The organism is Pedobacter sp. Bi126, from assembly GCF_918698245.1.
GTDB lineage: Bacteria > Bacteroidota > Bacteroidia > Sphingobacteriales > Sphingobacteriaceae > Pedobacter.
In genome coordinates this window covers 877798-898281 of the sequence record NZ_CAKKMS010000002.1, presented here as the reverse complement: position 1 = coordinate 898281, position 20484 = coordinate 877798, and the positions used below count along the sequence as shown (strand labels likewise).

Below are 20484 nucleotides of genomic sequence, written 5' to 3'. Positions count from 1 at the left end.
AATGAATTTTACGAAGATCAATCCCGAAATTTTAGCAGAAATTAAGGCTGCAATAGGAGTAGATAAAGTTTTTACTGATGTAGAAAGTTTAGATAATTACAGTCACGATGAAACGGAAGACTTACGCTATCAGCCTGAAATTGTGGTGAAACCAACTTCTCCAGAAGAAGTCTCCGCTTTACTTAAAATCTGTAATGCGCATCATGTTCCGGTAACGCCACGTGGTGGTGGTACTGGTTTAAGCGGCGCCGCTCTGCCTATTTATGGTGGTGTTTCTTTATCAATGGAAAAATTTAAAGCTATCTTAGATATTGATACCGAAAACTTACAGGCAACTGTTGAACCGGGCGTAATTACCGAAGAATTCATCAATGCTGTTGCTGAAAAAGGACTTCTGTACCCAGTTGATCCAAGTAGTAAAGGATCTTGTTTTATTGGTGGGAATGTAGCTCATGGTTCTGGTGGACCAAGAGTAGTGAAGTATGGAACGATACGTGAATACATTCTCAATCTCGAAGTGGTTTTGCCTAACGGTGATATCATTTGGACAGGTGCAAATACTTTGAAATATGCATCAGGTTATAATTTAACCCAGCTGATGATCGGTTCGGAAGGTACCTTGGCAGTGGTAACTAAAATCGTTACCAAATTATTGCCTAAACCTAGTCAATCGGTTTTAATGATGGGCTCATTTAGCACGAATGAAGATGCATGCGCAGCGGTTTCTGCAATTTTTAGGGCAGGGGTAACGCCATCGGCTTTAGAGTTTATGGAGCGGAAAGGGGTGGAATGGGTAATTAAATTTGATGATATTAAGTTCGATTTAAAAGATGATGTTGCTGCGTTATTGATGATTGAGTTTGATGGAGATGATTTGGATGATATCTTTAAAAACTGCGAGAAAACCAATGTTGTTTTAGAAGCGCATCACTGTACGGAAGTTTTGTTTGCAGATACTGCTTCTCAAAAAGAAGAACTATGGAGGATGAGAAGAACGATGGCCGAATCAGTAAAATCCAATTCCGTATACAAAGAAGAAGATACCGTTGTTCCGCGTGCGGCTTTACCTAAATTAATCAATGGTATCAAAGAAATTGGCGCTAAATACGGTTTCGAAAGTGTTTGTTATGGTCATGCCGGTGATGGAAATCTGCACGTAAATATCATTAAAGCTGGAATGAGCGATGAAGACTGGAAAAACAAACTCAAATTTGGTATTGCCGAAATATTCGAATTAACAACTGCTTTAGGTGGCACGTTATCTGGTGAACATGGAATTGGTTTGGTGCAAAAGGAATTTATGCCGATCAAGTATTCTGAAATTCATCTTAATTTAATGCGGGGTATTAAAAAAGTTTTCGATCCAAATGGGATATTAAATCCTGGCAAAATTATGCCTGATGGTTCTAGTTATTAGGAAACGCTAAAAAATTATCGTCATTTCGAGCGGAGTGCAACGCAGTCTAGAACCCGAAGGCTCTGCGAAGCAAAATCTCTTTCAGGAGTACTTTTAATTTAGATCTCTCCATTCCGCTGCGCTTCAGTCGAGATGACGATCTGCGTTTTTTTACAGCTGTTCAAAACCCAGCATTTTTTGCTTTTCCTCTTCTGGGATAGCAGTTGGTCTGCTTGTGGCGTAATCAACCGCAATGCAAACCGTTTTTCCTTTACTGCAGATGATCTCTTCTGCTCCTTTTATCTTAACGATCTGGTATTCCAGGTCGAAACTTGTAGTGCCGATCCTCGATGTTTTTACATGGATAGCGATTTTATCGTTCATTACGATAGGTAAAATGTAATCCAGTTCAGCATGGGCGATTACGATCCCGGTTTTCTTCCAATCCCATTTTATAATTTCTTCCCAATACTTTGTTCTGGCAATTTCTAAATAGGTAAAGTAAATTGAATTGTTTACATGACCCATCATATCGAAATCAATAAAGCGCAAATGGATATTGGTTTTGTAGTTGAATTTGTCTGAAAAATCCTTTATTTCTGCCAATTTGTCTTTTGATTTGAATTTATTTTGCCAAAATGTCTTGAATATCATAAATTTTTGCTTTGGTATGTAAGTTGAATATGGTGTATTATCAATTTAAAAATTAAAAAAATAAAGAATAAGCGATATGACACTAGTAAATTTTAACAACAGAACCCGTAACACAGCTCCTTACTTTAACAATGTTTTTGATTCATTGTTTAGTGATGCAGTAACTAAAAACAAAATGGTTGATAAATCACCAAATGTGAATATTTACGAAAATGAAACTGCGTATGTAATTGAGTTGGCTGCTCCAGGTTTAAAGAAAGAAGATTTTCAGATCAATTTAAAAAAAGACACGCTTTCTGTTTGGGCAGAAGTTAAAAAAGACGAAACCCAGGTAGCTAAAGATTTTACACGTAAAGAATTTGATTATAGCTCATTTGCTAGATCATTTAATTTACCTGATAGTGCCGATGGTGATAATATTACTGCTGAATACAAAGACGGTATTTTATCGATCAATATCAGCAAAAAAGACGATGCTAAATTACAACATAAAGAAATTGTAGTATCGTAATAAAGATATTCTCGAGAGAGGATTTTTCATAATAGTTTAGTTTTTTCAAAGGTTATGAATCTTGCATCAGCTGAGTTTGAGGGATTGTGATTGATACTGATGCAGGTTTCATAATAGTTTAAGTTTAGGTTTTATAAGGTTAATGCTGGATGGCATTAACCTTATTTTTTAGTGTGGTCGTCATTTCGACCGTAGTGTTCCAAAGGAACTCCTTTGGAGGAGAAATCTGTTTAGTTGAATAAAGATATTAGATTTCTCTCACGAAAATTCGGGACTGCGCTTCATCCGATAGCTAATCGGATCGAAATGACGTTGACTTAAGGCCTTGCCGCCGCTTAGGTATTTAGATTGATTTTAAGTTACATTCTTAAAATCACCTTAATCTCATTTTTCGTACTTTTGCGGCATGGAGAGAGAAATTCTGGATACAAAGCGTAAAGCACTTAAAATAAACCTTGACCCGAGAATTTACGGCACCTTTGCCGAGATAGGAGCAGGACAGGAAGTTTCGAGAAACTTTTTTAATGCTGGCGCAGCATCTGGAACAGTTGCCAAAACGATGTCGGCTTACGACATGACTTTTAGCGACGCTATTTATGGAGCAGAAACCAATGGCCGTTATGTAAGTCAGAATCGCCTCTTGCAGATGCTCGATCACGAATTCGGTTTACTTAATGAGCGTTTATCTGGCGAAAAATACGAAAGCCGTACGTTTTTTGCCTTCGCTGATACCGTTACTACCCTGAATTATAAACGCACCAACGAGCCTCATGGCTGGGTTGGTATTCGTTTCCAAAGCGAGCCAGGTGGTTTACCAAATGAAATATTTTTCCACGTACGTTTGCTGGATACAGATGTAAACATGCAACAGCGTGTTTTAGGGATAATTGGTGTTAACCTGCTTTATGCTGCATTTTACCACTATCAGGATCCAAAATTGATGGTAGAATCTTTAGCTGATAACTTAACCATCGGATCTGTAGAAATCGACTTGATTTCGGTAAAAGGGCCAGCTTTTCCAGGTGTAGATAATATCCTGCTTAATCTGTATATGATTATGAAGGATTTCTCGGCAGCAGCAATTTTCGATGCCGATGCACATCCCCGTCAGGCCAAAGATCTTTTGTATAAAAAGGATATTATGATTTTAAGGACCAAATATGGTCAGAAATCACTGCCTAACTTTAATCTGTTTAATAAAGCTACCGATCAGTTTAAACGTACAAACAAGGTGGAGGAAGGGAACCTAGCGGTAATGATAGAGGTTTTGTTAACCAACGTTTTAACGGATGGACAAGAGACTCCTGATGATATCGATTTGGAAACAGTGGCTAAAAGAGCACAGGAAATGTGCGATACGGGTAACATCGTAATCGTATCTAACTTTACCCGCCACAACCGCCTGGCGAAATATTTGGCAAGGTGCAAACCTAAAAGTGTTGGCTTGGCAACAAACATCAACAACTTAAAATTTGTATTCAATTCTAAAAATTTTACCGGAGAAAATTATTCAGGTCAGTTATTGAGCTATGTGAACGATATGTTTAACACCAATGTGCGGTTATTTGCTTATCCTTTCCTGGATAAAAAGACCAATCAGGTAATTACAACGGAAAATATGCCAGTTACGCCAGAAGCAAAACCTTTATTCGATTTCCTTTTGATAAATGGATATATTACTGATATTAAGGATTATAGTGAGGATGAAGTGAAGACTGTGTAACCGTCTAAGATGATCCCAGGTGCCATAGGTGATTGATAAGTTATCGGCAAGCAAGCGTAATATTTTATCGATTGAACCACTTGAGATATTTTAAGCAGGTCTAAGTTTTAAAGCAGTGTAAGCTTGCAATTTTCTTAAAATTATTTCTCTTAAAATATTAAAAATTAAATACTTATAAGCGTTGATCCGGTTTCGTTTACGATTAAGGTATGGTTTACACCACATTTTAAAGCAAAATTATTTCGTTGGTGCCCCACGGGGAAATCGAAAGCTATAGGGTAATTGTATTCCTTTATTTTTTCCAAAACAATATCATAAATGGTTTTGCCGAATTCTTCGCCGACATCATCAGGTTTAACTTTAAAGCCCCCAACAATTAATCCCTTAAGGTTTTTAAGTTTGCCGCTGCGTTTTAGATTCCACAACATTCTATCAATACGATAAAGGTATTCGCCAGTATCTTCAATAAAAAGGATTTTACCTTTTGTGTCTAAATCCGAACAGCTACCTGCCAAAGTTTCGATAATACTCAGGTTTCCGCCCACTAAAATGCCATCAACTTTTCCTTGTTTGTTATTCATATTGATAGGAGCAGTATAACCCATTTGCTCACCAATTAAAGCGTTTTTAATAGATAAAATCGTTTCAATCTGCATAGGTTCGGCTTTACTCCAGTCATCAGGAAAACTATTGCACATTTTGGAATGGATAGAGGCAATACCATAATTTCTGGCCAAATGGCAATGCAAAACGGTGATATCACTAAAGCCAATAATCCATTTTGGATTTCTTTTGAACAAAGAGAAATCGAGTTTATCGATTATCCGTACAAAACCATAACCACCACGGGCGCACATAATCGCTTTAATTGCTGGATCATCTAGCATTTGCTGAAAATCAGCTAGTCTCTCCTCATCTGTTCCGCCGTAGGTAAAATCGCGTTTGCCAATGGTATCACCAACTTTTACCGTAAAACCCCAGCTTTGCATCTGTAAAATTGAAGGCTGGATCTGTTCTTGTGTAATATATCCCGCAGGACTCGTAATCCCGATGGTATCGCCTGGTTTTAAATAAGGAGGGATCTTAAATGATGAACTTTCATTTTCAACGGTATTGGCGAGTGTTTTAAATGCTGGAAGTACAGTTGCAGTCGCAATAAATGAAGAAAGGAAATGTTTTCTGTTCATCTAAAATATGGATGTGATGTTGATTGGGCTAATATAGGATTTAAAATATTCGCATAAAAGAAAAGGGATTTATATCCATAAATCCCTTTTTTAAACCAAACAAATTAATCTGTAAAAGATTAGTATAATGTGAATTATATAAATAACCCAGAATGAAATAAAAAGTTTTGAGATTTTTTAAAAAAAATAAATCATATCATATTCGACTACGAATTAAATTTTAAATTACCATATCTGCTAAATAGCCCTGATGGAAACGGAAATACTTTTTGGATTCGTTATATTGTATTTTCGAAAGCTTTCCAAAAAGATTGGAGTGCACAACAGGAGCAGAACTGTACGATGAGCACTGAAACTGCGCTTCTAAATAATCAAAAAGACAGGATATTTGATCAAGAACCTTCGCTGCTACCATTGACGTTATTCTACAAGTTGCTATTAATCAACATTTTAATTTCTTTCACATTTCCATCCAGCTAGGCCATAGCACGGTATCCCCGTTCTACTTAAATCCGGCCTAACAAATTTTTCGGGCTGCACTGTCCAAGCCAACGTACTCGCTTAGAAAGAAAAATTTTCAGCCGGCATTTTTTGTTTCTTTTTGATGCCAAAAAGAAAGAGCCCTTCGGCGGCGGCGAGCCGAGGCAAGGCTGCGCCGTAGGCCAAGAAAAAATAATTGTACGTCACTCATATTGATTTTAAACAATTAATTAACCCTCAGGATGACAGCATTTACGTAAAGAGGTAAAGGCTACCCATCGCGGATAGCCTTTGCTAACAACAAAACAAATATAAGATAACCAAATCTTGCCTGATTGAGCAGAATCAGGGTAAAGTGCTATGAGATACACTTTGCGGCCTAGTAATGGATTCGAACCATTGTAGAGAGTTTATGAAACTCCAACCTTCCAATCGGTCAACTGGCCCTGTTTTATAATTGCTTTAATGCCAAATAATCTCTTAGTTCTAAAATCTGTTCTTTATTTAAACTATCTTCATCCTTTGCAAGCACTGGTTCATCTGTTTCTTTTTGTAACGGATAAATCAGTTTCGGATATTCATCTATAGCTGGGTATTGAAAATAAATCGACATGATTTTAGTGTTTTAATTGTTCAACATATTTTTGTTAATGATTAATGTTGAGCAAATATAGAAATAAGTATATAATATCTATAGATTTAGTAGTTTTTATTTTAGGAAATATTACAACTGTTTCATTTTCAGTAAAATAATTTTTATAAGAGCCACGGTTTTATTGGAGGTACTGCCCTGAATTAAATAAACTGAATAGAAACAGGCCTTGTTTTCTTCAGCTAATAGTGGGCAGTAGAACTGTAGTAGGCAAGAACTTGCAACATTCATTTCCAAGCGATTAAATTCAATTTCAGAAAAGCTAATTATTTTAAGGATATTTGCAGTTCAAACATTAAAATAGTAATTGTGTCTTTAGATAAATTAAAACTTAGCAAACCACTTGTAGCGGCCATGACTGATGCAGGATTTTTAACGCCAAAAGAAATCCAAGCCAGAACAATGTCGCGCATTTTAGGTGGACAAGATGTTATAGCGGTGGGACCAGAGGGTTCGGGAAAAACAACAACTTATGTTTTAGCTACTTTAATGAAGTTGAAATACGCGTTTGAGGAAGCACCAAGGGCTTTAATTTTAGTACCTGATGCAGAACATGTTGACCATGTTCTGAAACAATTTAAATTATTGAACCGCAACAATACCTTCAGGATTTTGGGAATTGATAGCCGTGGCGCTGTTGATACACAGATGAACGAAATAACGGATGGTTGCGATATTATTGTTGCTGTACCCGATCGGGCTCGTGCTTTATATTTAAAACTAGCACTAAATACTAATAAAATACAGTTGTTTATTGTAGATAATGCAGAGCTTATTGTTAAAAAAGGCCTGCAGTTACCCGTTGTAGAATTGGCAAACAGTGCCTATAAATCTCAACATGTGGTGTTTACCGAAGTAATACATGAGAAATTAAATCTGATGATTTCTCCTTTCATGAAAGATTCTACCACAACCATCGAGGTAGATGAAATAGGCGAAAAGCAGGCAGAAGTTTATCAGCAGATGCTTTATCAGGTGCCTAATTTCAGAACAAAGCTTAACCTGTTAACCTTATTATTAAACGATACCGAGGTTTTTGATAAAGTTGTGGTTTTTGTAAATACACGTTTAACCGCACAAACAGTTTATAAAAACTTTAATCAGCATAAAGAAGGCGAGATCAGTATCTATCGCTCGCTGTTTTTTGATGATAAAGGTTATGACGATATTGAAGACTTTAAAGATAACCCTGATGCAAGAGTTTTAATTGTTGCCAATGAGAATTTAGGCGAACTTAATATTGAGGGAATTCCTTTTATCCTGCATTTTGAATTGCCAGAGCAGAAAGAAACGTTAATTCAGCGCATTGTTAAACATGGTGATGAAGATGTTGTCGCAATTACTTTTTCTACTGATATCGAATTGATTGAGGTGAAAAAAATTGAACAGGCCATTGGGCAAAAACTGGAGGTAATGGAATTACCGGAAGATTTGAAAGTAGTTGATGCAGCCGCTAAACCAAAGAAAAAGAAAACTGAAGAAGATGAGGATGCTGACCGTGGTGCAGCTTTTCACGAAAAAAAGGCCAGTAACTTAAAAAATTACAATTATAGTGCAGGCACAAAAGCCAAAATGACCTATAAGAATAAGAAAGGATTATCTTAATAACATATGCTAGCCTTGTTATATCAGATCTGCTAATAAAAGCCGTATAGGTGCAACTTAAAAGAAAATGTGCATTCTCCAACCTGAGATTTATTTTCAGGTTGCACCTATAAGCTACATCATTCTGTAATCTGGAAATAGATCCGTGCGTGCCATATTTCCGTGGCAAAACAAATCCGATTTAAAATAACTTCAACTGCTCGTTCTTTGGTGGCTTTTCTTTCCCAAAAACTGTTCTGCCGCCATATTTCCAGCTTTCGGCACGTTCTTTTTGAATTACCTTTTCAAAATCCATATTAGGAACAAAGTCTTTTTCTGCATTTCGTGCAATTTGATGCAATGATTTAATGGCTTGCTGTTTATCTGTATTTCCAATCTTCGCTTTTTCAATGGCTTTCTGAAAAACACTTATGGTCTCATCATAAACATTTACCGGAACAGGGAAGGGATGTCCATCTTTACCGCCATGTGCAAAAGAATAACGGGCAGGGTCGCTAAATCGGGAAGGTGTACCATAAATCACCTCACTCACTAAAGCCATCGATTGTAAGGTTCTTGGCCCCATGCCTTCGAGTAATAATAGTTCCTCAAAATCTCTTGGCTGCTTTTCCTGTGCAAGCCATAGAATACTTCCTAAACGTTTTAAATCTACATCTTTTGATTTTACGTCATGATGATCGGGCAAGACCAGTTTTTGTATTTCATTAAGCATTCTCACTGGTGATTCAGTTGTAATGCTCATCATACTCTGCCTCGTTTGATCAGCATCATTAGCCGTTAGATTTAAGATCTTGCCTTGATTAATACCACAGATGCCGGTATGTGGTTCTTCGACAAAAGATTTTAGGTTTTCAGAATGCCAGTGGTATCTTCTTGCTGTCGAGCTACTATCGCTCATGCCTTGTTGCACCACTGCCCAATCGCCTTCGCTGCTTAAAATAAAACTATGAAGATACAATTGAAAACCGTCTTGAATGGCTGTATTGTCTACTTTTGCACTGAGTTTACTTGCCCGAACCAACGCCGTCCCATTTAAACCCGTTTTGTCGGCAATTTTTAAAAGTTCATTTGGCGTTTCTCTGCTGTGTTTTCCTTTGCCTCCGCAAATGTAAATGCCCAACTCTTTCGATAAGGGATTAATCGATTTCTTTAAAGCGCCCATTACTGATGTCGTAATTCCAGACGAATGCCAGTCCATACCCATTACAGCACCTAAACTCTGAAACCAAAAAGGATTGCTTAAGCGGCGTATTACTTCTGCTTTACCACATTCTAATAATATCGCTTCCGTTATAGCCAGGCCAAGTGTTGCCATACGCTGCGCCAGCCATGGTGGTACATGGCCATAATGTAGGGGTAAATCTGCGCTTCCTGATCTTTTCAATACTAACAAAATTAGTAAAATATTATTTAAAAAAAGACTTTATTTTATTGGCGATAGAAAGGACCTGACTTTAATAAAAGCGATTAACCGGTGTAAACTAAACTTAATTGGAGTGAGCATGCCGATTTTTCATCGGCATAAAACGGAAAGCAAGGCTGAACCTAACCTAAGAATTACAACTATTGCTTTTCAGAAAAAACGATTGGTGATATTTTTTGTTATTTTGAGAAACTATTCAATAGCGAAGGCTCATTTTATACATGCGGAAATTCTTACAACGTTTACTTAGTGCCTGGATTATTCGCATGTCGAATAAGTTTGGGTCAAGGCCCAACCGTAAACGTATCCATGCGGCTTTAAATAAATTGTACAAAACCATCAACACAACACCCGGTAAGCGTGGACTTATTTTTGATGTTACCAATACTGATAAATTTATCGTTTTATCTGACCAGCATAAGGGCGCACGTGATTATGCCGATGATTTTACTTTAGCTGAAAAGAATTATTTAAAGGCGCTCGAATACTATAACCAACAAGATTTTCATTATATTAATTTGGGCGATAGCGAAGAACTTTGGGAGAATTTGCTAGAATCTGTAATTAAACACAATAAGGCTACTTTCGAAGCCGAAAAAGCTTTTATTTCAAAAAACCATTTCACTAAAATATTTGGTAACCATGATTTGTACTGGGATAATGATCCTTTAGCGGGATTTAACCTCAATAGAATTTACGGAACTAAAATCCATATTTACGAAGGTGCAATATTACGGATGACAGTGGGGGAAAGTAAGCTTGATATTTTCTTAACCCACGGCCATCAGGGCGATTTACAGAGTGACGGAAACCGGTTTAGCAAATGGTTTGTGAGTACAATATGGGCACCACTGCAATCATACCTTCAAATTAACCCGAATACACCAGCCTACAGCAACCAACTTAAAACAGCGCATAACGCACTCATGTACAGCTGGGTTGCTACAAAAAAGAACCTGGCTTTAATTACCGGACATACACATCAGCCAGTTTTCGCATCATTAACACACCTGGAACGGATTTATTTAAAACTTAAAAAAGCAAAAAAAGAAAAGAATGCTGATGATCTTGCTGTTTTAAATGCAGAACTTTATAAACTGATAAAAAAAGGAGATAAAACGCCACGTTTTGGCAAATATAAACCGGGTTACTTTAATAGCGGATGTTGTTGTTTTAGTGATGGCGACATGACTGGTATAGAAATCGAAAATGGCTTTATAAGATTAATAAAATGGTCGTACCATAGAAATGCTATTCCTGAAAGAATTTTGCTTGAAGAAATGAAACTCAGTGATTTATTAGATTTAAATTTATTTAATGGGTAGCGTTACGTAAAAAGTTGTACCTAAATCTTTCCCTTCGCTTTCTACCCACAACTTTCCCTTATGTATATCTACTAAGGCATTTGCAGTGATTAGCCCCAAACCATAAGTGTTTTCATGATCTGTAGCCAGAGCCGTTAATGTTGCGAATTTTAAGAAAATTTTATCAAGATCTTCTTCTATTAAACCCACACCGTTATCTTTTATTGCAATGGTTACTTCATTTTCTGCAGTTTGATGTGATATTTTAATTTCCTTTCCTTTTGGAGAAAACTTAATGGCATTGTCCAGTAATTCACTAAAAACTAGCTTGAGTTTATCCGCATCGCCAAAGATTTCTACCGGAACTTCAATATCGATCAAAAGGGTTTGTTTTTTCTGTTTAAGTGTTAAATCCATATTAAACTTTACTTCGTCGAGCACTTCTTTAAGGTCAACTTTCGTTTTTTGGGGCTTAAATGAGTGCGCTTCTTTCCGTGCAACGCTTAAAATATCGTTCAGATTATCAATCATTCTTTTCGATTGCGCATTAATCTTACCGGCAATTAATGCTGCTTTGTCATCAATCCCAGGAATTCGTCCCAGCAATTCAGATTGAAGTGAAATGGTCGTCATCGGGTTTTTAAGATCATGAATAAGCACATGTAAACGATCATCGTAGGCCCTGAAAGCTTTTCTAGCTGCAATTCTAGACTCCAGTTTCTCCATTACCATACCCGCTAAATGCTTCAGCATTTTTAGCTGTTGTTCTTCGGCTGTTTTAAATTTAGTATCAGCAACGTAAATCAGGCCGATATGATAACCTTCAGGCGAGCTGATTGGAGTAGAGGCAAAAAAAGTAAATGCTTCACTTTTTATAGGTAACCCGATTGATGATCCCACTTGAGCTTTCATAAAAATCTCCCCATCCGTCTGAAAAGTGATACCTGCGTTCGGAACATCAAATATTTCAGCAGCCAATTGTGCAATCTGATCAAAAGCACTTTCTGCAGGTGTACTTAAAATCTCGTAGTATCTTAATTTTCCTAAACGCAAGGTTTCATCTGATGGAATCATGTTATCTGCTTTTTCGTAATGCATTTAATGTTTAATTACCATTAAGGGTGAATAACTAAAGGTAAAAATTATGTGCAAATACTGTAGATAATATAAACAATTAAGTCGTAAATTTCGTTAATATAAAGTTGGAAGAAATGGTGACGAAGGCTTTAAATTACTACAAAACAGCATAAATAATGAGATTATACATAGAACGTAAACCTGTTAAGGTTAACCCGGATACTAAAAGAGTTATTGCCCGTTTTTTTTTTAACGGAGAGGAGAGAGCATTAGAAGTAATCAGGAAGGTTTTAGAGTTTTCTGATGAAAAAGTTTTTTCGTTGATATCGCCTATCTTACAGGAATATTCTAAAAGACACCGGAATATTACCAAAATCCTGACCAGGCACTGTAAAAAATTAAAAAAACAGTTTGCGGTCTTAGGTACCGAATTCGAAGATATTGATGAATACACCAGATTGCTGATCGGTGCTTACTTTACACATGAATATTCAATAGAATCTGCCGCTTTTTTCAATCCCAGTATTGTAGACGATCCCGATCAAACCGATCTTGTAGAAGGCGAAAAACGGGTAATTATCAGTTTTAGGGCTGTCGGAGAAGGTCACATTTCTTCTATTGTTTTCCGCCGAGCTTTAATTGATAAAGACAATAATATCCAGGTTTTACCTGTTGGAAATTATGTTGATGAGGCTGAGGTGGTGAAGAATGCCATTTACGTAAAAAAACTATTCTTAAAAAAAGCAGCCTACGCGCAGATTGATCCTTCCGTATTAGAAGAAATTGAATCAAAACTGGATGATAAATTTGAATATACCAGTTTGAGTAATATCATTAAAGATTCTAAAAGTTTACATAAAGAAAATCCAACACGTTTAATCGAATATGATAAAATACTTTGGTTATCAGATACTTATCATACCATAACTTTTTCAAAAGATACCGATATTTCTGATCGTGTAATTTTTCCTATTTCAGAATTTGAACGTAAGGGGATTGAAGACGCCCGCTTTGTTAAATTTATTAAAGACGATGGTAAAGTATTATATTATGCCACTTATACTGCATTTGATGGGTCATTAATTATTCCTAAACTAGTACAAACGGAAGATTTTTACGAGTTCAAAGTGATTCCACTTTATGGAGATGGGGCACAAAATAAGAACCTGGCATTATTCCCACGAAAAATTAGAGGGAAATACGTCATGATGAGCCGGATAGATGGCTGGAATAACTACCTGATGTTTTCTGATAAAGTTAATGTTTGGGAAAACCCGGTTCTCTTAAAACAACCACGGTATGATTGGGAGCTGGTACAGATTGGCAATTGTGGTTCTCCGATAGAAACGGAAAAAGGATGGCTTATCATTACACATGGGGTGGGGCCAATGCGGCGGTACTGCATTGGGGCAAGTTTATTGGATCTTGAAAACCCAAGTATAGAAATAGGCCATTTAAAAGAACCATTGATTATTCCCAATAATGATGAACGTGAAGGTTATGTGCCCAATGTGGTATATTCCTGTGGATCGATTATCAGTAATGGCGAATTAATTATTCCTTATGGTTTATCTGATTATAGTTCTTCATTTGCAACCGTAAATCTGGAGTTGTTGCTGACTAAATTACTGGAGAATAATTAAAACGGATCTTTCAACAGCTACGATTGACAGACCCCAGTAGAAAAATCGTCATCTCGACCGAAGCAAGGCGGAGTGGAGAGATCTTTGGACTAGGTTACCGAAAAGTTTAAAGATTTTGCTTCGCAGCGCCTTCGGGTTCTGCATACGCTACCGATGAAACCTGTAAAACAAGCAAGCATACCATTCGTAAATAAAAACAAATACTTAAATCGGTAAGCTTCAGTCGAAATGAAGATATTATTCTCCTAAAATAAGATTGCTTCGTCGTTCCTTCTCGCAAATGACGATTAATATAAAAAGGCTGATTCAGAAGTGAATCAGCCTTTTTATATTTCCAAGACAGATTAATCTTTAGCTACATTTATCTGCCTCCATCAGGGGAGACGACAGTGTTTCATATTCCGCTTCTGCCGCTTTTAATATAGCCAAATGGGAGATGAAATAGGCCAATGTACTCTCAGCACCTTGATTCCTGTTTACACTGTTAAACTGTAGTCCATCTGCACATCCATGTGTTTCAAAATCGTATAAAGGAATATGCAGGCTGTTTCTTCCTAAAAACCACTCATAACTGATATGCATTAAATTTAAATATTTGTCATCTTTGGTTACCTCGAATGTTTTAGCATAGAGTAAAACCATTGCCATCGTTTCTATAGCCTGTTGGTCATAGATAGGGTTTTTGCCATGTTTTTTCATCCATCCTGCATTTCCAACCGGATTTAGATATCCATTTTCGAAAGAGAAACTATTCAAAAACTCAATACTCTCCAACGCAATTTTATAGGATGTTGCATTCCCCGTAGCTTCGTAATGATGAAGCAAAGCCAAAGGAAGGATTGCATTATCGTAGGTAAGAATATCTTCAAACCAATGCCAATCGCCATCTTTATTGTCTTGATATGATGCCGTTAACGAATTGGCCAACATATTGATTTCTTTTGTGATCAACTCATCACCAGGGTGTGCACACAGATAATAGGATAGACCAATAATGGTATTGGCTTTTCCACGGAGATATTTTAATTCTTTAAAATGTGGAATAGCATGGAACAATAATTCCCTACCAAATTCACGATAAGAATTGTTGGGTGCACTGCAAACTAAATAACCCAATGACCAGATGGTACGACCAAATGAATCTTCTGAGCCTATTTCATCTAAATAACTACGGTTAAAACTTAAGAAATTCCTAAAATTCCCGTCATCGGTTTGCATATACTGAATAAAGCTGAGATAAACAGGCATGAATTTTAAAGCTTTAGGGTTTTTATCCCGCTCAACAGCCATTAATGCCATAATCAGCGCTCTGGCATTATCATCAATGCAATAGCCTTCCTTCAAATTTGGAATACCAAAACGGGCGTGTTGAATGATTCCGGTATCATCTGTAAGCAATGAAATATGGTTTAAATTAAGTGCCGGCATACCTTCTACATCAATAATAGGAGGGGTAACTCTTTCTGGCTTTTTTCCTACAGCCAAAGCTTCATTTAATACGTTAAGATAAACATTTCCAATGGCTGGCCAACGAAGGTTCAATCCATATTCGTAGGCATTTTGCTTCAGTTTCTGGTATTTATCTTTATCGCTTAAAAGTTCGTTTACAATGGTTGCCAGTTGCGCATTATTTTTAAAATCAAATAATTTGCCTCTATTGTCAGCTAAAAGTTCTTGTGCATGCCAATATGGGGTAGAAACTACCGCTGCACCGGCACCAATGGCATATGATAAAGTACCACTGGTAATCTGTGCTTCGTTCAAATAAGGCGTGATGTATAAAGAACAGGCCGTTAAATACTGGTGCAATTCTTCTTCAGAAACAAATTTATTAACAAAAGTTATATTGTTTTCTACGCCTAAATCTTTTGCCAACGCTTTCAAACTATCGCGATATTCTTCGCCATTATGTTTTACTACGCCAGGATGGGTATTGCCCAGAATCACATATAAAACATCCGGATGTTGAGCGACAATTTCTGGTAAAGCTTTAATTACGGTTTCTAAGCCTTTATTTCTGCTAATTAAGCCAAATGTAAAAAGCACTTTTCGATTGGTAAAAAGCTCACTTTGTGCAATTTTGTTATTGGGTATAGGTTCTAGGTCTGGAACACCATGCTCTATTAACTTAATTGAATCTTTTGGAATTTGGTAAATACTGGTCAAAAACATGACTGCTTTTTTGCTCATCACCACTATTTTAGAAGATTTAACTGCAATCTCTTTAATAATGGTCTGTTGCATGAAGTTCGGTTCTTTTAAAACCGTATGCAAAATGGTAATGAATGGCTTTTTTAATCTATTGATTAGGGACAATAAGAATACGCCGCTGTTGCCACCATATATACCGAATTCATGTTCAATAATACAACTATCTACATCACTGTTATTAATGAAATCTGCAGCATCAATATAATCTTTTTGATTTTGCTGACGGATGACGAATTTCACTTCTCTTGGGTAATCGTGTTCATTAACATCATCCGATTCATTTAATGCAACAACAAAGCTTTTGTGTGAATTATAAGCAGGATTTAAACTTAAGGCATTAACCAAATTTTGATTAAATGTAGCTAAACCGCATTCACGAGGAGGATAGGTTGAAATGTAGGCGATTTTCATATGTATTCAAATAGGTTTGATACTTAAATAACATTGTATTATCTAAATAGTTTGTGATTTCCTCAATTTACGCTTAATAAAGCCAAAACAATCTGATTTAGACGCTTGTTAGTAAGTAAATATTTAACTATGAGATCAATATGGAAAGGTTCTATTGGATTTGGTTTGGTAAACATTCCAATTAAGTTGTTTTCTGCTGTCCAGAATAGTAATATCGATTTAGATATGCTTGATGAACGCGATCATGCAAAGATTAAATTTTTAAGGGTGAATGAAAATACCCATAAAGAAGTGCCTTATGAGAAGATTGTTAGAGGCTATTTCTTAAAAGACAGATACATTGTTTTAGATAAGCACGATTTTGAAGAGGCTGCGCCTGAAAAAACTAAAATTATTGAATTAGAGAATTTTGTTGATATAAAAGATATTAATCCTATTTATTATGAAACTTCTTATTATACCGAGCCTGAAAAGCAGGGTAAAAAAGCTTATGGATTATTGCTAAAGGCCTTAGAAAAATCAGGTAAGGCTGGAGTGGCCAGATTTGTACTACGGAATACAGAAAATCTTTGTGTTATCCATCCCATGGAACATGTAATTGTGATTACTAAAATCAGGTTTGAGCAGGAAATAAGGAGTTTATCAGAAATTAACAAGGTTGATGATATTACCATCACCAAAAAAGAAATGGATGTGGGCTTGGCCTTGATTAAACAATACAGTTCTAAATTCGACTTGAGCGCCTTTAAAGATGATTACAGTAGCGAACTCTTGAAGATTATTAAAGCAAAGTCTAAAGGCAAACGCGCAACGGTTAAAAAGATGAAACCACAAAAAGCGACAAGCGATGACCTGTATGATCAATTGATGCAGAGTTTGGGCTCAAAGAAAGGCGCATAGTTAGGTATCGGTTAGCGTAAAGGGTTTAGGGTTGCACTACAATCAGAAATGCATTTGGGCTTGAGGCAATGTAGTAGTTAGGCAAATTCTAAAAATAATTTAACCACAGATATGAAGGATGGACACAGATATCAAGATCCGTGTTTACCTGTGCTCATCTGTGGTTAAAACGCTTATTTAAAGGCAGCCTTCAATTGATGTGCGGCATAAGCCTGAGCAGCCTTCGCTTCTGGTACAAGCAGCGCCATACCAAAAAATTCATGTGTTACACCCTCATAATTTTTACTGTCAACTTTTATCCCAGCGGCTTTCAATTTATCAGCGAGTATTACACCATCATCATGTAAGGGATCTATTTCGGCTGTAATAATAGTTGTTGATGGAAGCCCATTTAAATTGGCATTAACCAATGATATTTTAGGGTCCTGTGCTTCAATCATTGTAGTCAGATATTTCTCTGTAAACCACCCCATCATTGCTTTGTTTAGCGGTTTTGCTTTTTCATACATTTTATAAGATTCGGTGTTCATATCTGCCTGAGCAATGGGATAAATCAAAACCTGGTGCACAGGAAGCATAATGTGTTTGTCCCTCGCCATAATAGATACATTTGCTGCTAAATTTCCACCCGCACTTTCACCAACAATTGCAATCTTAGCCGGATCGGCTTTTAAATTTACTGCATTTTTAACAGCCCATTCATAAGCTGTAAAAGCATCGTTATGCGCAGTAGGGAACTTGTTTTCGGGTGCTAAGCGGTAAGCAACAGAAACCACAACTGCACCAACCTGCTCTGCTAATGCCTGTGCAGATGCATTATAAACATCTAAATTGGCAATAACGAAACCACCGCCATGGTAATAAACAATTAACGGATAAGGTCCGTTGCCTGCTTTTGGCGTATAAATACGCAGATGGATTTTGCCTCCGCTAACATCAATATCTTTCCCTATAGTATCTACCTTAGTAGTTGGTATGGTAATATTGTTTTGTTTTGCCAAATCCATTACCGCATCAGTTGGTGTATGATTTTTACGTGCATCGGCAGCACTTAAAGTTTCTAAAGGCTTATCTCCATAACTATTTAATTTTTCTATTACAGCCTGCATTTCTGGTTTTATTGTTTTTCCCCATTCAGGAGCAGGCCCTGCAGGTTTTAATGCTGCAGTTACTGAAGAGTCGGTTATGGTCGAATTTGTAATTGTAGTCGTTTTTGTTCCGCCTGTACAAGCAGCAATACAAACAGCCACAGCACAAATAAATGAAGCAGGTTTTAACCAGTTAGTTTTCATAGGATTGTTTTATTTTATAAAAGTTGTTTGTATAACAGTATCAATAGGATAGTGTTTTTGTTGGCACTCAACTTTTCAGAATTTATTTAAATGGCAAACATCTTGATGAATTAGTGTGTTCTTAAATAAATGAAATAATTATGCTAACAGAAATAACAGGACTACCAGATCATATTTTTGGCGTAAGGGCTACCGGAGAAGTGACAAGCGATGATGTAAAGAATGTTTTATTAGCCGGTTTGAAAAGAACCGCTGAGCGATTTAAGGAAATCAGGTATCTGCTCGTTTTAGAAACTGATGTGAAAAATTTTACAGCTGGTGCCTGGGTACAAGATGTTAAAGCAGGTTTGAAAAATTTTACCAAATGGAAAAAAATAGCCGTGGTAAGCGCCGAAAAAGGAGTAGAGTGGTTTACTGATGTTTTCACGGTGGCTACGCCAGGTAAATCAAAAGGTTTTAAACCAGAAGAGATAGAAGAAGCTAAGGCCTGGCTGAATGCTGAAGACTAACGATTAAAAATGATGAAAAATTCTAAAACACCGGCAGAAAGTAGCAAGGCTACCGCACCGAAAAATGCAAAAGCTAAAGGTGCTGATGATAAAGTAACATCAGCCAAAGATGCCAAGAAAGTAAATGTAACTAAAGATGCGCCCGTTAAACATAAAAAACCTTAATAATTAGAAGCAAAATCCTTGTTTATGAAGATTGATGCCAATAACATCGAGCATTTTTATAATAAAGCCTACGATTGGATAATTGATAAAGGACCATCGGTAATTTTAGGTATAGTGCTGCTTATTTTAGGCTTATGGCTAATTAAGCTACTAGGGAAATGGATGCAGGGTGGTATGCACCGTAAAGATATAAATCCGTCACTGCGTCCATTTTTAACCAGTTTAATACTCATTACCTTAAGGGTTTTATTGGTACTTACCGTAATGCAGATTATTGGCATTCAGCTTACTTTTTTAACGGTACTTATTGGTGGTATTGGAGTTGCGGCAGGCCTGGCTTTATCCGGTACACTGCAAAATTTTGCCAGTGGTGTATTGATTTTACTGTTGAAACCTTTCGTTGTGGGCGATAATATTATTGCACAAAGTCAGGAAGGGACGGTAACATCTATCCAGATATTTTATACTATTGTTAAAACATTCGATAACAGAACCGTAGTTATTCCAAATGGCAAATTATCAAATGAAGTGATTATCAATATCAGCAGAGAAGGCAGCAGGAGGTTGGACATTGAAATGAAGTTTAGCTATGGTATCGATTATGAACAGATCGTAACTGTTTTCAATAAAACTGTCGATGAATTTAAAGATTGTCTCAAAACACCAGAAAGAAGAATTGGTGTGTCTGCTTTAGAAGATAGTGGATTTAAAGTAAGTTTAAATGTTTGGGTTAAAGCACACGGTTTTACTGATACTAAACTTTCTTTTCTGGAAGTGCTGATGAAAAACTTAAAACTGGGAGGAATAAAATTACCTGGTATGCCCGAATAAAAAAATTACTTTCTTAATAATGCATAAATCTTATCCATCAATTCGTCGATATTAAATGGTTTGGCCATAAAGTCATCTGCTTCTATTCCATCTAAAGTATAATTGTTAGCATTATAACGGGCAGAAATCATTAAAACGGGAATATGCTGTGTAGCTGCGGTATCTTTAAGTTCTTTTAAAAGCAGCCTTCCGTCAGTGTCAGGGAGCATAATATCCATGATTATTACATCTGGATTGAATTTCTGAACATGGTTAATAAAATCAGCACCTTTGTTTAGTCCTTCAACGTTAAAAGCTTCGCTTTCTAAAATAAGGGTTATAACATCAAGGATTGCATGATTATCTTCGATAACCAAAATATTCTTCTTTGCCAAGGTTGAGATGGATTTTAAATTTCAAACAAATATATAATAAAAAATAAATCTCAAAACCGAATTTAGCAAAATAGAGACATTCTAAAAAGAGGCTTAATATTTGTTAATTCGTGAAATTAAATACGCCGCAACATCA

The 20484-nt window shown here is 36.5% G+C and carries 18 protein-coding genes; 10 read left to right on the top strand and 8 right to left on the bottom strand.

The genetic code is table 11. From position 1 onward, the window contains the following. The first annotated feature begins 1 nt into the window (after position 1). The gene (locus tag LQ201_RS08915) at positions 2–1417 is read left to right on the top strand and encodes an FAD-binding oxidoreductase (RefSeq protein WP_230141440.1); all 1416 of its coding nucleotides are present in this window, start codon (positions 2–4) and stop codon (positions 1415–1417) included. A gap of 150 nt (positions 1418–1567) precedes the next feature. Here the strand turns inward: LQ201_RS08915 and LQ201_RS08910 are convergent, their stop codons facing one another. Continuing rightward, a complete protein-coding gene (locus LQ201_RS08910) occupies positions 1568–2050 on the bottom strand; it encodes a thioesterase family protein (protein WP_230141429.1) in 483 nt (160 codons plus the stop codon). Positions 2051–2126: 76 nt separating this feature from the next. Here LQ201_RS08910 and LQ201_RS08905 point away from each other — a divergent pair, with 76 nt between their 5' ends. Continuing rightward, positions 2127–2561, top strand: a complete 435-nt coding sequence (locus tag LQ201_RS08905; RefSeq protein WP_215128919.1) for an Hsp20/alpha crystallin family protein — start codon at positions 2127–2129, stop codon at positions 2559–2561. A 406-nt stretch (positions 2562–2967) separates the two neighbouring features. Beyond that, on the top strand, positions 2968–4284 hold the full coding sequence (locus LQ201_RS08900; protein ID WP_215128917.1) for a nicotinamide mononucleotide adenylyltransferase: 1317 nt from the start codon (positions 2968–2970) through the stop codon (positions 4282–4284). A 164-nt stretch (positions 4285–4448) separates the two neighbouring features. Here the strand turns inward: LQ201_RS08900 and LQ201_RS08895 are convergent, their stop codons facing one another. Together LQ201_RS08895 and LQ201_RS08890 are read right to left on the bottom strand one after the other, a co-directional pair. After that, the gene (locus LQ201_RS08895; protein WP_230141427.1) at positions 4449–5471 is read right to left on the bottom strand and encodes an LD-carboxypeptidase; all 1023 of its coding nucleotides are present in this window, start codon (positions 5469–5471) and stop codon (positions 4449–4451) included. A gap of 931 nt (positions 5472–6402) precedes the next feature. After that, positions 6403–6564, bottom strand: a complete 162-nt coding sequence (locus LQ201_RS08890) for a hypothetical protein (protein WP_157280218.1) — start codon at positions 6562–6564, stop codon at positions 6403–6405. A 348-nt stretch (positions 6565–6912) separates the two neighbouring features. Between LQ201_RS08890 and LQ201_RS08885 the strand changes: the two genes are divergently transcribed. Further along, positions 6913–8208: a DEAD/DEAH box helicase gene (locus tag LQ201_RS08885; RefSeq protein WP_230141422.1), complete on the top strand. Its 1296-nt coding sequence runs from the start codon at positions 6913–6915 to the stop codon at positions 8206–8208. 181 nt (positions 8209–8389) lie between these two features. On the opposite strand, the gene LQ201_RS08880 is transcribed toward LQ201_RS08885, so the two are convergent. Further along, complete coding sequence (locus tag LQ201_RS08880; protein WP_230141419.1) at positions 8390–9592, bottom strand: DUF763 domain-containing protein; 1203 nt, start codon at positions 9590–9592, stop codon at positions 8390–8392. Between the two features lie 260 nt (positions 9593–9852). On the opposite strand from LQ201_RS08880, the gene LQ201_RS08875 reads away from it, so the two are divergent. Beyond that, positions 9853–10956 carry a metallophosphoesterase gene (locus tag LQ201_RS08875; protein ID WP_230141402.1) on the top strand — a complete coding sequence of 368 codons (1104 nt, stop codon included), beginning with the start codon at positions 9853–9855 and terminating at the stop codon, positions 10954–10956. Here the strand turns inward: LQ201_RS08875 and LQ201_RS08870 are convergent. Further along, a complete protein-coding gene (locus tag LQ201_RS08870; RefSeq protein WP_230141400.1) occupies positions 10942–12033 on the bottom strand; it encodes a sensor histidine kinase KdpD in 1092 nt (363 codons plus the stop codon). The two genes, LQ201_RS08875 and LQ201_RS08870, sit on opposite strands and share 15 nt — an antisense overlap. A gap of 155 nt (positions 12034–12188) precedes the next feature. Between LQ201_RS08870 and LQ201_RS08865 the strand changes: the two genes are divergently transcribed. Then, positions 12189–13655, top strand: a complete 1467-nt coding sequence (locus LQ201_RS08865) for a glycoside hydrolase family 130 protein (protein ID WP_230141398.1) — start codon at positions 12189–12191, stop codon at positions 13653–13655. Positions 13656–14006: 351 nt separating this feature from the next. Here the strand turns inward: LQ201_RS08865 and LQ201_RS08860 are convergent, their stop codons facing one another. Then, entirely contained in the window at positions 14007–16277 is a 2271-nt protein-coding gene (locus LQ201_RS08860; RefSeq protein WP_230141396.1) for a glycosyltransferase, read from the bottom strand. Between the two features lie 129 nt (positions 16278–16406). Between LQ201_RS08860 and LQ201_RS08855 the strand changes: the two genes are divergently transcribed. Next, positions 16407–17177 (top strand): Ku protein, encoded by a 771-nt coding sequence (locus tag LQ201_RS08855; RefSeq protein WP_230141395.1) that lies wholly within the window; start codon positions 16407–16409, stop codon positions 17175–17177. A 173-nt stretch (positions 17178–17350) separates the two neighbouring features. Here LQ201_RS08855 and LQ201_RS08850 read toward each other — a convergent pair whose 3' ends face one another. Beyond that, a complete protein-coding gene (locus LQ201_RS08850) occupies positions 17351–18469 on the bottom strand; it encodes an alpha/beta hydrolase (protein ID WP_230141393.1) in 1119 nt (372 codons plus the stop codon). Between the two features lie 140 nt (positions 18470–18609). On the opposite strand from LQ201_RS08850, the gene LQ201_RS08845 reads away from it, so the two are divergent. The 3 genes from LQ201_RS08845 to LQ201_RS08835 are packed head-to-tail and all read left to right on the top strand — an operon-like array spanning position 18610 to position 19974. Next, entirely contained in the window at positions 18610–18978 is a 369-nt protein-coding gene (locus LQ201_RS08845; protein ID WP_215128884.1) for an STAS/SEC14 domain-containing protein, read from the top strand. Between the two features lie 9 nt (positions 18979–18987). Next, positions 18988–19143: a hypothetical protein gene (locus tag LQ201_RS08840; RefSeq protein WP_230141390.1), complete on the top strand. Its 156-nt coding sequence runs from the start codon at positions 18988–18990 to the stop codon at positions 19141–19143. 24 nt (positions 19144–19167) lie between these two features. Beyond that, positions 19168–19974, top strand: a complete 807-nt coding sequence (locus LQ201_RS08835) for a mechanosensitive ion channel family protein (protein WP_230141387.1) — start codon at positions 19168–19170, stop codon at positions 19972–19974. 5 nt (positions 19975–19979) lie between these two features. On the opposite strand, the gene LQ201_RS08830 is transcribed toward LQ201_RS08835, so the two are convergent. Next, positions 19980–20348, bottom strand: a complete 369-nt coding sequence (locus LQ201_RS08830; protein ID WP_029275186.1) for a response regulator transcription factor — start codon at positions 20346–20348, stop codon at positions 19980–19982. Positions 20349–20484: the final 136 nt, after the last annotated feature.

What these genes read in the sequence shown, in the direction of transcription:
- LQ201_RS08890 (WP_157280218.1), bottom strand. Translation starts at nt 6,564, where the DNA reads ATGTCGATTTATTTTCAATACCCAGCTATAGATGAATATCCGAAACTG.
- LQ201_RS08860 (WP_230141396.1), bottom strand. Translation starts at nt 16,277, where the DNA reads ATGAAAATCGCCTACATTTCAACCTATCCTCCTCGTGAATGCGGTTTA.
- LQ201_RS08905 (WP_215128919.1), top strand. Translation starts at nt 2,127, where the DNA reads ATGACACTAGTAAATTTTAACAACAGAACCCGTAACACAGCTCCTTAC.
- LQ201_RS08845 (WP_215128884.1), top strand. Translation starts at nt 18,610, where the DNA reads ATGCTAACAGAAATAACAGGACTACCAGATCATATTTTTGGCGTAAGG.
- LQ201_RS08915 (WP_230141440.1), top strand. Translation starts at nt 2, where the DNA reads ATGAATTTTACGAAGATCAATCCCGAAATTTTAGCAGAAATTAAGGCT.
- LQ201_RS08835 (WP_230141387.1), top strand. Translation starts at nt 19,168, where the DNA reads ATGAAGATTGATGCCAATAACATCGAGCATTTTTATAATAAAGCCTAC.
- LQ201_RS08895 (WP_230141427.1), bottom strand. Translation starts at nt 5,471, where the DNA reads ATGAACAGAAAACATTTCCTTTCTTCATTTATTGCGACTGCAACTGTA.
- LQ201_RS08875 (WP_230141402.1), top strand. Translation starts at nt 9,853, where the DNA reads ATGCGGAAATTCTTACAACGTTTACTTAGTGCCTGGATTATTCGCATG.
- LQ201_RS08865 (WP_230141398.1), top strand. Translation starts at nt 12,189, where the DNA reads ATGAGATTATACATAGAACGTAAACCTGTTAAGGTTAACCCGGATACT.
- LQ201_RS08855 (WP_230141395.1), top strand. Translation starts at nt 16,407, where the DNA reads ATGAGATCAATATGGAAAGGTTCTATTGGATTTGGTTTGGTAAACATT.
- LQ201_RS08870 (WP_230141400.1), bottom strand. Translation starts at nt 12,033, where the DNA reads ATGCATTACGAAAAAGCAGATAACATGATTCCATCAGATGAAACCTTG.
- LQ201_RS08850 (WP_230141393.1), bottom strand. Translation starts at nt 18,469, where the DNA reads ATGAAAACTAACTGGTTAAAACCTGCTTCATTTATTTGTGCTGTGGCT.
- LQ201_RS08900 (WP_215128917.1), top strand. Translation starts at nt 2,968, where the DNA reads ATGGAGAGAGAAATTCTGGATACAAAGCGTAAAGCACTTAAAATAAAC.
- LQ201_RS08910 (WP_230141429.1), bottom strand. Translation starts at nt 2,050, where the DNA reads ATGATATTCAAGACATTTTGGCAAAATAAATTCAAATCAAAAGACAAA.
- LQ201_RS08840 (WP_230141390.1), top strand. Translation starts at nt 18,988, where the DNA reads ATGATGAAAAATTCTAAAACACCGGCAGAAAGTAGCAAGGCTACCGCA.